The 11,279-nt window shown below is 70.5% G+C and carries 9 protein-coding genes; 6 read left to right on the top strand and 3 right to left on the bottom strand.

Annotated elements, in window-relative coordinates:
* On the top strand, nt 1-2,633 hold a 2,633-nt coding region (locus tag TA90_RS14785), incomplete at its 5' end, for a hypothetical protein (RefSeq protein ID WP_043534292.1).
* Here the strand turns inward: TA90_RS14785 and TA90_RS01690 are convergent.
* Together TA90_RS01690 and TA90_RS13590 are read right to left on the bottom strand one after the other, a co-directional pair.
* Complete coding sequence (locus tag TA90_RS01690; protein WP_043534293.1) at nt 2,616-2,942, bottom strand: branched-chain amino acid transporter permease; 327 nt, start codon at nt 2,940-2,942, stop codon at nt 2,616-2,618. The two genes, TA90_RS14785 and TA90_RS01690, sit on opposite strands and share 18 nt — an antisense overlap.
* Nucleotides 2,932-3,930, bottom strand: coding sequence for an AzlC family ABC transporter permease (locus TA90_RS13590; RefSeq protein WP_222704587.1), 999 nt, complete (start codon nt 3,928-3,930; stop codon nt 2,932-2,934). The genes TA90_RS01690 and TA90_RS13590 overlap by 11 nt, the downstream gene beginning before the upstream one ends.
* Before the next feature lie 331 nt (nt 3,931-4,261).
* On the opposite strand from TA90_RS13590, the gene TA90_RS01700 reads away from it, so the two are divergent.
* From TA90_RS01700 to TA90_RS01715, 4 genes are read left to right on the top strand one after another with little or no spacing between them, the layout of a single operon-like run.
* Complete coding sequence (locus TA90_RS01700; RefSeq protein WP_052450368.1) at nt 4,262-5,656, top strand: branched-chain amino acid ABC transporter permease; 1,395 nt, start codon at nt 4,262-4,264, stop codon at nt 5,654-5,656.
* Nucleotides 5,657-5,672: 16 nt separating this feature from the next.
* Nucleotides 5,673-6,653 carry a branched-chain amino acid ABC transporter permease gene (locus TA90_RS01705; RefSeq protein ID WP_043534294.1) on the top strand — a complete coding sequence of 327 codons (981 nt, stop codon included), beginning with the start codon at nt 5,673-5,675 and terminating at the stop codon, nt 6,651-6,653.
* A complete protein-coding gene (locus TA90_RS01710; protein WP_082031232.1) occupies nt 6,646-7,689 on the top strand; it encodes an ABC transporter ATP-binding protein in 1,044 nt (347 codons plus the stop codon). Before TA90_RS01705 ends, TA90_RS01710 begins: the two co-directional genes overlap by 8 nt.
* Complete coding sequence (locus tag TA90_RS01715) at nt 7,682-8,419, top strand: ABC transporter ATP-binding protein (protein WP_043534295.1); 738 nt, start codon at nt 7,682-7,684, stop codon at nt 8,417-8,419. Before TA90_RS01710 ends, TA90_RS01715 begins: the two co-directional genes overlap by 8 nt.
* 717 nt (nt 8,420-9,136) lie before the next feature.
* Here TA90_RS01715 and TA90_RS01720 read toward each other — a convergent pair.
* Nucleotides 9,137-10,417 (bottom strand): ABC transporter substrate-binding protein, encoded by a 1,281-nt coding sequence (locus tag TA90_RS01720; protein WP_043534296.1) that lies wholly within the window; start codon nt 10,415-10,417, stop codon nt 9,137-9,139.
* 162 nt (nt 10,418-10,579) lie between these two features.
* Here TA90_RS01720 and TA90_RS01725 point away from each other — a divergent pair, with 162 nt between their 5' ends.
* The gene (locus TA90_RS01725) at nt 10,580-11,083 is read left to right on the top strand and encodes a MarR family winged helix-turn-helix transcriptional regulator (RefSeq protein WP_043534297.1); all 504 of its coding nucleotides are present in this window, start codon (nt 10,580-10,582) and stop codon (nt 11,081-11,083) included.
* The last annotated feature ends 196 nt before the right edge of the window (nt 11,084-11,279 follow it).

The raw sequence follows: 11,279 nt of genomic DNA on the forward strand, positions 1-11,279 counted from the left end.
TGTGGCAGGTGCCCGCGGTGCTCGCGGCGGCGCTCGTCGCCACCCTGGCGGTGTTCGCCGTCCTGCGTCCCGCGGCGTCCCTCGTGCCGCAACCCAGGGGGTGGCTGCCCGCGTCCCTCCCGGCCGCGTTCCTGCCGACCCCCAACAACAACCTCCTCGTCGTCCTGCTGGTCGTCCTGCTCGTCCTCGTCTTCTGGTCGAGGTTGGCCACACGCGCCGACGAGCGCCTCCACCCCGCCCACTGGGCAGCCGCAGCCGCCCTGGTCACGGTGATCCTCGGGGTCACCTCCTACAGCCCCTGCCTGGGTGAGGAGTCCGTGGCCGCTCTCGTGGCCGGCACGCTGCGCCTGTTCGGTGGTGAGATCGGGGAGGCCTCCTTCGGTGCCGACGGTGCCTGTCCCGGCCCCCTGCCCCTCGGGCTCCAGGTGGCCAGGATGCTCGGTGTCGCCACCTCGGTCCTCGCGGTCCTCGCGACCGTCCTCTTCGTCCTCACCAACCAGGTGGACCGGTGGTGGGTGCGGCGTGCGCGGGACGTCGACGTGGTCGTCGGCCTGGACGCCGCCTCGTTGGCACTCATGCGCGTCCTCGTCCGGGAGCGTCGCCGGGGCCGGACAGGGGAGTGGAGTGGACACCCCGGCTCCGGCCGCCCCGACCACCGGCACGCCGGGGTCGTCCTCGTCCACCCGAACCCCGATGACGCCGCCGTGGGGGAGGTGCGACGCATGGGGGTGCGGGTGGTCATCGGGGACCCCCTCTCCCCGCGCATGCTGCGGCGGGTCCTCACCTGGGGCCGGGGCAGCCGCGCCTCGGTGAGGCGCCTCTTCGCGGTGACGGGGAGCCAGGCCGACAACATCGCCATCGTCGAGGCCGCCGGACGGATCCTCGCGGATCTCCCGGAGTCGGCCCCGGACGGGTCCAGGGCCGTCGTGCCGCGCCTCATCGCGCGTTTCGAGGACCCGCGTGAGGCCCACGACTGGAGGGTCGCCAGGGTGGACTCCCGGGGGTGCTTCATCGATGCGCTGAGCTCGGACGGCCTGCTGGCCAGGCAGATCGTCGAACGCATCACGGCTGCGGGCTGTCCGCGGGTGGTCATCGACGGGGACAGCGCCCTCAGCGTCGAGGTGCTCAACGAGATCGTCCTGCAGCGCTGCTTCCGCCACGAACGCGACGTCGCCGAGGCCGTGCGCTCGGGCCGGGCACCCCACGGCGCGGACCCCTCCTCCCCGGCGGGGAGGGTGACGGTCACGGGGCCGCGCGGCGCCCTGGTGGTCGAGGAGTGGCGGAGGCACTGCCCGCCCGAGGTCGAGGTCGGGGCGGGTCCCGTCGTCGACGCGGACCCGGAGGACCTCGAGGTCGTGGTCGCACGTACCAGCGTGGGTGAGGCGCTCACCGCGGTCGTGCTGACGGGCCCCTACTCCGCCGCCGGGGAGGCCCGCTCGATCCGCATCAGCAGGCTCCACCCCTCCACCTACGTCCTCACCCCCGGTGCGACGACCGTGGGCATGGAGGCCGACGACCAGGGAGGGTGGCCGGGACGACACCTCGTCCGCTACGGCCCGACCCTCCTGGAGGGGCACTCGGTCCCGGAGGACTCCTGGACGCTCCTGGCGCGCCAGGGCCACGAGGTCTACGTGGCAGGACGCCAGGACGGCCGCATGGCGCGCCGACCGTGGGGCGGACCCGATGACCCGGCAGGGACCCGACTGCCGGGGTTCTACCGCGAGGACAACCTCCGGCAGCTGCGCAGGGTCCTCAGTGGAGTGGTGGAGCACGGGTTCGACTGGCTGCCCGTCTCGGTGGACTCGGTGCGCCTGGAGGGCCCGGACGACCACGACCTGGAGGAGATCGCCCGCAGCGAGCACGAGCGGTGGTGCGCACTGCGCACGGGCCAGGGGTGGACCCACACCCCGCCCCCGCCCGAGGGCCTGGACCCGGACGAGCGCCTCGAGGTGCTCCTCGGGCAGGAACGCTCCTGCCGCAACCCCAACCTCGTCGACTGGGACACGGGCGCCCCGCTTCCCGCCCGACCGCGCTCCGGGGCAGGGCCGCGCTCCGGGTCGGCGTCGGGCGCGCACGCCGGGACCGTCGGCGTCGGCAGCGGCACGACCGGCGTGAGCGGCGTCGGCGGGGGCACCGTGGGCGAGGGCGGGACAGACGAGGACCTCCGGGCACTCAGGGACTTCAACGTCGAGATGGTCCGCAGCACGATCGAGCGCCTGAGGATGTGGGGCATCGAACCCCAGGGACGCTACGAGAGGGCCGGGACGGTCACCGCACGCCGGCTGGAGGAAACACTCGAGTGGAGCGTCCCCTCCGGGGACCACTTCGTGGCGGACCCCGGGGACTGGGTCGTCACGGACGGGTCCGGACGCGAACGCGTGGTCAAGGCCGCGGAGTTCGCGGAGCTCCACGTGCCCACCGGGGAGCCCGGGGTCTACCGGCGGGCGGGGACGGTACACGCCGGTCGGATCGCGGAGACCGGGACCGTCACCAGCCTGGAGGGGGACCAGACCGCCCGGGCGGGCGACTGGCTGGTCACGGACCCGCGTGGCAACTCCTGGCCGGTGCCGGCCGACCACTTCGCGAGGACCTACCGGAAGGTGGAACCCGCGTCCTCAGCCGAGGAGCGCTGAGGCAGCGATGCACACGAGCGTCCCGGAGACGATGCTGAGCACCGGGTTGTGACGCCACAGGTGGAGCCCGACGGTCACCACGAGACCGCAGGCCAGGGGGACCACCCGTCCGACATCGGTCCACTGGACGTCGTGCACCGTGTAGACCGCCAGGATCACCATGATCCCCACCGGCATGCGGACCCCGAGCCAGGGGAGGAGCCGGGACTCACGCAGGCGTGACAGGAGCGCGAAGGGCACGGCCCGCAGGAGGAATGTCACGAGCGCCGCGACGAGCACCACGGCGACGAGGTGGGAGTCAGAGGGCATCCGTGTCGCCCCTCCCGAGGGTGCTGGGCGTGGCCCCGGTGCTGGGCGTGGCCCCGGTGTCAGGTGTGTCCCCGTGCCGGTACCGCTCCCCTCGCGCGGCAGCCACCCGGAGCAGGAGGAGGACCGCGAGGTAGGCGAGCATCGCCACGGGGAGCATCTCCCCGGGCGCCCAGACCGCCGCCCCCGTCGCGCAGGCGACGGCGAGGAGGGGCAGGGGCACGGAGCCGGTCGCGCGGAACGCGTCCAGGCCCAGCACGACGAAGAGCGCGGTGAAGGCGAAGTCGAGCCCGGGCACCTCCGGTGGGAGCAACCCACCCAGCCAGACCCCGACCAGACCGCCCCCGACCCAGGAGACGTGCAGGGCAGCCTGGACCGTGAGGATCCGCGAGGTGCTCCACGAGCGCGCGTCCGGGGTGGAGGTCAGGGCATAGGCCTCGTCCGTGAGGGTGTGGATCGAGTAGGTCCGGGCGAGCCTGCCGTGCACCCGCTCGAGGGGGAAGGAGAGGGCGTAGAAGACGTGGCGCGAGTTCACGAGCAGGGCGGTCAGTGCCACGGTCGCGAGGGGTGCTGCCGTGACGGCCAGCCCCACGAGGACGAACTCGAGTGATCCCGCGAAGACCACCGCCTGGCACAGCGGTGCCCACCACCAGGGCAGGCCGGACTGGACCACGAGGACACCGAAGGTGGCGCCCGTGCAGGCGATGGCCACCGCTGCCGGCAGTGCGAGGGCGGCCCCGGCGCGGACCTCCCGCAGACGTCCCGGGGTGGGCACCGGCGTGGAGGGCATTCCGTCTCCCGTGGTGGGCGCGGGAACGCCCTGCCCGGGGGCACGGGTGTCGGGTCCGGAGGCGTGCCTGTCCCGATCGGATCCGTGGGCGACGTTCCCTGACCCGTCGGCGACCCGACCGTGACCGGTCGTGACCGGCGCCCCCGCGCCGCCCGGCGTCCGGGCGTCACCGTCCGCAGCGGTCGAGGGGAGGGAGGACATGCCCCCATTGTCGGCACCACCGGCGGAGGGGGGCGCGATCTCCACGACCACGCCGTCCGCCCGGCTCCGTGCCGACCCGCCGCCCGCCCGGGGCGCCCCGCCGCCCGCCCGGGGTCGCCCCCGCCCTCCCACGGGACACAGGACCCTGCCGCCCGCCGACGATGTCCACCATCCGGTCATGACCCACTCCCCCGCGGCGAGCCGATACTGTCACTGGTGAACTTGACGCATTCTTGGTGTGTCCATGACTGCCGCCGAATACACGCTCGACGGTTACCGGACCTGGACACGGACCGCACGAGGATCGTCACCTCACACCGGGAGGTCGTCCATGGAACCAACCGTCCGACACACGCCCCGCCTGCGCCGCTTCCTCGCGGCGCTCGGCGTGGCACTGGCCACGCTGGTGCTCTGCGTCCCGGCACAGGCCGCCGACAACCTGATCAAGGTGACCGTCACCCACGACGACCAACCGGTCGTCGGTGTGACGGTCCTCGTCACCGGGGACGGCACGGACGCGAGCGCCACCACTGACGACTCGGGGGTCGCCGAGGTCACGGTCACGGGTACGGGCGACTTCGAGATCACCGTCGACCCCGCCACCCTGCCCGAGGGCGTGCCCGCCCCGGAGGAGCCCATCACCTACTCCAAGGTCTCCTCCGGCACCTCCTTCGCCGCCCTCAGGCTCGGTGAGGAGACGACCGCCTCGCCCTCGGCCTCCTCCGCCTCCCCCAGCGGACCGGCTACGACTGCCGGGACCACCACAGGCGGGACCGACACCACGGGGACCACCACGGGCGGCGGCACGACGGACTCCGCGGACTCCACGGCGGGGTCCACCGGGTCCTTCGGTCACCAGTTCGCCGTCAAGATGGTCCGCGGGACGGTCTTCGGCCTCATCCTCGCGCTGGCGGCCATCGGCGTCTCCCTGATCTACGGCACCACGGGCCTCAACAACTTCGCCCACGGCGAGCTCGTGACCTTCGGTGGGTTCGTCGCCTACTTCGCGATGACCACACTGGGCCTCAACGGGTGGATCGCACTCGTGCTCGCCCTGGTCTTCGGTGCAGGCTTCGGTCTGGCCCAGAACGCCGTGATCTGGCACCCCCTGCGGAAGAGACGCGTCGGCCTCATCCAGATCATGATCGTCTCCATCGGCCTGGCCCTGCTCCTCCGGTACCTCTTCGCCTTCTTCTTCGGGCCCAACCGACTGGTCATGCCCCAGTCCTTCGACGCCCTGGTCTCACCCTTCGGCGTACCGCTGGGGTACTGGGACGTGTGGGGGTCCGTGATCTGCCTCGTCCTGCTGGCGGTGGTGGTGTGGATCCTCGGGTGGACCCGCCTGGGCAAGTCGGTCCGCGCGGTGGCCGACAACAAGCTCCTCGCCGCCACCACCGGCATCCACGTCGAGCGCGTCATCCGGGTCGTGTGGGTCGGGGGCGCGGCACTGGCCGCGGTCTCCGGCGTCCTGGTGGCCTTCTACCAGACCCTCAGCTTCCAGTCCGGCGCCCAGATCCTCCTGCTGATCTTCGCAGCCGTCACCCTGGGGGGCCTCGGGTCCGCCTACGGGGCGCTCGTGGGGGCACTCCTGCTGAGCTGGTTCATCGAATTGTCGACCTTCATCATCCCCACCTCGATGAAGATCGTCGCAGCCATGATCGTCATGATCGTCATCCTGCTCGTGCGACCCCAGGGCATCCTGGGCCGCAAGCAACGGATCGGTTGAGGGAAGGACCTGGGAAATGGGAAACTGGAACTTCCTGCTCGTGGCGGCGGGGGAACTCTTCACCCCGCAGACCGCGGCCTATGCGCTGGCCACGCTCGGACTGGCCGTCCACTTCGGTTACACGGGCCTGCTGAACTTCGGGCAGGCGGGGTTCATGGCGGTGGGCGGCTATGCCTTCGCGATCGCCTCCTCCGCATTCGGCATGCCCTTCTGGGCCTGTGTGCTGGCGGCGGTGCTGGGATCCACGATCCTGGCCCTGCTCCTGGGCATCCCGACGTTGCGGCTCCGGGCGGACTACCTCTCGATCGTCACCATCGGCACCGCCGAGATCGTCCGACTGGTGGTGCGCTCCCCGGAGCTGGAACCCTGGACAGGCGGGTCGACCGGCATCAACCGCTCCGGTGCGGCGTTCTTCGCCGCCAACCCGCTGCCCGACGACTTCTCCTGGACCATGGGGACGATCCGCTACGACGCGGACGCCATCTGGGTCCGACTGGTCGCCTGGGCCGTGGTGGCCGTGGCGGCGGTGTTCATCTGGCGACTCATGAACAGCCCCTGGGGCCGCGTGGTCAAGGGCATCCGTGAGAACGAGGACGCGGTGCGCGCCCTGGGCAAGAACGTGTTCTCCTACAAGATGCAGGTCCTGGTCATCGGTGGCGTCCTCGCAGGCGTCGGCACGATCTTCGCGATCATGCCCACCTCTCTCCAACCCGACAACTACGGCACACAGACGACCTTCTTCCTGTGGGCGATCCTGCTCCTCGGCGGTGCCGCCACGGTCATGGGACCGATCATCGGATCGATGATCTTCTGGTCCCTGCTGGCCCTGACCGACGGGTTCGTCTCCCTGGGGGTCCGTTCGGGTGTCCTGCCGATCACCACCCTCCAGTCCGGCCAGGTGCGCTACATGCTGGTCGGCCTCGCCCTCATGCTCCTGGTGGTCTTCCGGCCCCAGGGGATCTTCGGAAGGAAGTCGGAGGTCAAGTTCAATGCCTGACGTCACTGCACCCGTCCCGCCCTCCGGGGAGACCCCGGAGCCCGAGGTCGTGGAAGCCCCCACCACACGTCTGGAGGCGCCCGAGGCCGCCGCTCCGGAGTCGCCGGTCACGACTCCCACTCCGCCGTCCGACCCCGCCTACCCCCTCCCCGACCCCCTGTGGAAGGACGCCCCGGGGCCGGGCTGCGCCAAGGTCGACCCGATCGTCGTCGCCGATGCCGTCACCAAGACCTTCGGCGGGCTGACAGCGGTGGACGTCGAGCACCTCGAGGTCCCCCGTCACGCCATCACGGCCCTCATCGGCCCGAACGGCGCCGGCAAGACCACCTTCTTCAACCTCCTCACGGGCTTCGACAAGCCGGACCGCGGGTACTGGGAGTTCAACGGGAAGGGCATCGCCGGTGTCCCCGCCTGGAAGATCTCCCGCATGGGCCAGGTCCGCACCTTCCAGCTCACGAAGGCCTTCGGTGGCCTCACCGTCCTGGACTCGATGAAGCTGGGGGCTCGGGACCAGCGTGGGGAGCACTTCTGGTCCGCCCTCGTGCCCCCGTCGTGGCGCCCGCAGGAACGCGAGATCGAGGAACGCGCCCTCCACCTGCTCCGGGAGTTCAAGCTCTACGAGAAGCGCGACGACATGGCACTGTCCATGTCGGGCGGACAGCGCAAGCTCCTGGAGATGGCCCGCGCCCTGATGTCCTCCCCCCAGCTCGTCATGCTCGACGAGCCCATGGCCGGTGTGAACCCTGCGCTGACCCAGTCTCTGCTCGGACACATCGTGCGACTAAAGGAAGAGGGCATGAGCGTCGTCTTCGTCGAGCACGACATGCACATGGTCCAGGCGATCGCCGACTGGGTGGTGGTGATGGCCGAGGGCCGCATCGTCGCCGAGGGCGTCCCCGCGGAGGTGATGCGCGACCAGGTCGTCGTCGACGCCTACCTCGGCGCCAACATGGACCGCGACCTCCACGAGGTCGTGCAGGACATCCGCGCGGAGTACGCGGCCAGCCACCCGGCGGGAGGGAACCAGCATGAGTGAGCACGTCCTGGAGACCATCGACCTGGTCGCGGGCTACATCCCCGGGGTCGACATCCTCAACGGCACGAACTCCTTCGTCGACCGCGGCGAACTTGTGGGCATCATCGGCCCGAACGGTGCCGGCAAGTCCACCCTGCTCAAGGCCATCTTCGGGTTGGTGTCGATCCGCTCGGGCGCCGTGCTGCTCAACGGGGAGGACATCACCGGGCTGCGCGCGAACAAGCTGGTGACCAAGGGGGTCGGGTTCGTCCCCCAGACCGAGAACGTGTTCGAGACGCTCACGATCGCGGAGAACCTCGAGATGGGCTGCTACCAGAAGCCCGCGCTCCTGGACTCGCGCCTGGAGTTCGTCATCGACCTCTTCCCCGAGCTCAAGAAGCGCCTCGGCCAGAAGGCCGGGTCCCTCTCGGGTGGCGAACGCCAGATGGTCGCGATGTCGCGCGCGCTGATGATGGACCCGCACGTGCTGCTCCTCGACGAGCCCTCCGCCGGTCTCTCCCCCGTCCGGCAGGACGAGACCTTCATCAACGTCGCCCGCATCAACGCGGCGGGTGTCTCCGTGATGATGGTCGAGCAGAACGCCCGGCGTTGCCTGCAGATCTGCGACCGCGCCTACGTGCTCGACATGGGTCGCGATGCCTACGTCGGAACCGGCCGGGACCTCCTGGAGGACCCGAAGGTCATCCACCTCTACCTGGGCACCCTCGCCGAGGACCACCAGGCCGGTTGAGTCGTCCGCAGGCATGCGGGATCTGTGCCGCCTCTCGGGCCTGTCGGGGCCCGGGGGGGCGGCGCGCCCGGAACCCGTGCCGTCGGAACCCCGACCACTCCGCGATGCGCGCCTTCGGCAGCCCTCCGACACCAGCCTCCGGATCAGCGCCCAGTCCTCGGTGATCACTCTCCAGTCGTGATGGGCGACCACTTTCCACCGCGGGAGCTGACCAGTTCTCAGCCGCCGCCGACAAGCAGCGCCTTGGCACCGGATCCGCGACATGCAGGAGGTGCAGGGCGCGCGGGCCACCGCGAGCACACCATGACCACCCCGGCTGCCCCGACCCGCTTCGCACGACCGCGGGTCGGGGCACGATCCGTCCTGGGAGGGTTCCGGCCACCCCCGGCCCCCTGAGGTCAACCTCCACCGCACCCCGCGACATCCACGGTTGACCTCACACCCCCATCCGGGTCCCATGGCCACCCCCAGCCCCCTGAGGTCAACCTCCACCGCACCCCGCGACATCCACGGTTGACCTCACACCCCCACCCTGGACGTCGTCCGCCCCGGGACAGCCCGGAGAGGACCCGGGTGGGACCGCACAGGCGATTGCCGTATCCCCGGCGCGGGTCACGGCCGCCCCCCACACGGAGTCCTCCCTCACACGCACAGAGTGAGGGGCCGGGACGACCATCGGTCGTCCCGGCCCCCCACCGGTTCAGTGACTGGGCCCGCTCAGGAGAGCTTGCCGGAGACTCCGTCCACCCACTCGGACTCGTTGCCGGTGGAGTACTTGAAGATGGAGATGGTCGCCTCCGTGACGTCACCCTTGTCGGAGAAGGTGATCGGGCCGGACAGGCCATCGTAGTCGATGTCCGTCCCGGCCGCGATCAGGTCCGCGCAGTCGGCGTAGGTCGTGCACTTGGTGCCGTCCTCGGAGACCGACTGGAGGTTGTCGCGGATCGTGGCCCCGTCCGTCGCCCCACCCTGCAGGGCGGCGAGCGCCAACAGGATCGTGGCGTCGTAGGACTCGGCGGCGTAGCTGAAGGTGGTCAGCTCCGGCGAGCCCTGGGACTTGACGAGTTCCTGCAGCTGGGACTGGAAGTCCTCCGGGGCCTTCACGCCTGGCACCGTGAACTGGGCGCCGGCGATGTCGGGCTGGTCCCCGGGCTGCATGAGCCCGTAGTTGCCGTCGGTGCCGTACACGTTCGGGAAGTCGTAGCCAGCGGTCGCGATGTTGGAGAAGATGACCTTCGACTCCTCGAAGCCGATCACGACGAGGGCGTCAGGATCCTTCCCCAGCACCTGTCCGATCTCGGAGGTGAAGTTCGAGGCCGCCGGGTCGTAGGTGACGTCCGCCGCCACCGTGACACCTGCCGCGTCGAGGGTCTTCTTCAGGTTCTCGGACAGCCCGATCCCGTAGGGATCGTTCATGTAGAGGATCGCGACGTTCTTCTTGCCGTCCTCGATGATCTTGTTGCCGAGGATCTGGCCCTGGAGCACGTCGGAGGGAGCGGTCCGCCAGTAGAACCCGTTGTCGTCGTAGTCCGTGAAGTCCGGCGAGGTGTTCGCCGGGGAGATCTGCACGACCCCTGCGGAGGTGATCTGGTCGATGATCGTCATCGAGACGCCGGAGGATGCGGCCCCGACGATGCCGGACACGCCCTCGGAGATGAGGGACGTGGCCGACTGGGTGGCGATGTTGGTCGTCGTGTCACCGGAGTCGGCGTGCGTCACCGAGACCTTCAGCCCCGCAGCGGCGTCGTTGATGTCCTTGACGGCCAGGTCGACGCCGGCGATCTCCGGCGGGCCCAGAGTGGCGAGGGAGCCGGTCTGGGGGAGGATCGAACCGATCTTGAGGTCGAGGCCGTCCGCCGAGCCCGAGTCACCGGACTCACCCGAACTCGCGTCCGAGCCACTGGAGCAGGCGGAGAGGGCAAGGGCGGCTGCCGCACCGACGGCGCAGCAAGAGAGGAAGGTCGCGCGGGGACTCCGCGCCGGTCGATGAGATGCCATGGTCAACTCCTGGAGGGTCAGTCCGGCAAACAGGACACTTGACTGTGTCTTGACGCTGACGATAGGCGAGCGTTGACGGAGCTACAAATAACCATGGCTTTTGTCCACATGCCGGGCCCCTGCCGCCACAGCAACTCTCTCGACATCAAGTATCTTGGTGTCATGGAATCGCCCGGACAGGACGAGGTCGACCGCATCGTCGCGGCCTGGCAGGTGGAGCGCCCCGACCTCGACACCTCACCGATGCTGGTGCTCTCGCGGGTGACGCGCCTGGCGCGTCGCCTCGACCTCGAGCGCCGCTCCGCCTTCTCCCACCACCACCTCGAACCGTGGGAGTTCGACGTGCTCTCCTCGCTCCGCCGCGCGGGCGCCCCCTACTCCCAGACACCGGGAGCCCTCATGAACGAGCTCCTCGTCTCCTCGGGAACCATGACCAACCGCATTGACAGGCTCGAGCGCGCCGGCCTCGTCGCGCGATCCCCCGCACCCGGCGACCGGCGCGCCGTCCTCGTCACCCTCACCCCCTCCGGCAAGGAACGTGTGGACAGTGCCCTGATCTCGCTCCTGGAGTGCGAGAAGGGCATTCTCTCCCCCCTCGACGAGGACGGGGCCCACGCCCTGGGCGACTTCCTCCGACCCCTCCTGCTACCGTTCGAGACGGACTGAGGCGACGGACACACACGACGAAGGGACCACCCATGACCTCGACGGATCCGACCGGAACGTGCCAGGGGGGCTCGTCGGCCGTCCCTCCAGCCAGCGTCCCCGGGGCGCAGGGCGCCGCCGCCGGGACGGGCCCGACACCCCTCCACGGCCATCCCGCGGGGACGGGCCCGGCACCCGCCGCCGACCATGGCGCGGG

It is taken from the genome of Actinomyces polynesiensis (assembly GCF_000820725.1).
Taxonomy (GTDB): Bacteria; Actinomycetota; Actinomycetes; order Actinomycetales; family Actinomycetaceae; genus Pauljensenia; species Pauljensenia polynesiensis.

What these genes read in the sequence shown, in the direction of transcription:
- TA90_RS01720 (WP_043534296.1), bottom strand. Translation starts at nt 10,417, where the DNA reads ATGGCATCTCATCGACCGGCGCGGAGTCCCCGCGCGACCTTCCTCTCT.
- TA90_RS13590 (WP_222704587.1), bottom strand. Translation starts at nt 3,930, where the DNA reads ATGTCCTCCCTCCCCTCGACCGCTGCGGACGGTGACGCCCGGACGCCG.
- TA90_RS01715 (WP_043534295.1), top strand. Translation starts at nt 7,682, where the DNA reads ATGAGTGAGCACGTCCTGGAGACCATCGACCTGGTCGCGGGCTACATC.
- TA90_RS01700 (WP_052450368.1), top strand. Translation starts at nt 4,262, where the DNA reads ATGGAACCAACCGTCCGACACACGCCCCGCCTGCGCCGCTTCCTCGCG.
- TA90_RS01710 (WP_082031232.1), top strand. Translation starts at nt 6,646, where the DNA reads ATGCCTGACGTCACTGCACCCGTCCCGCCCTCCGGGGAGACCCCGGAG.
- TA90_RS01690 (WP_043534293.1), bottom strand. Translation starts at nt 2,942, where the DNA reads ATGCCCTCTGACTCCCACCTCGTCGCCGTGGTGCTCGTCGCGGCGCTC.
- TA90_RS01725 (WP_043534297.1), top strand. Translation starts at nt 10,580, where the DNA reads ATGGAATCGCCCGGACAGGACGAGGTCGACCGCATCGTCGCGGCCTGG.
- TA90_RS01705 (WP_043534294.1), top strand. Translation starts at nt 5,673, where the DNA reads ATGGGAAACTGGAACTTCCTGCTCGTGGCGGCGGGGGAACTCTTCACC.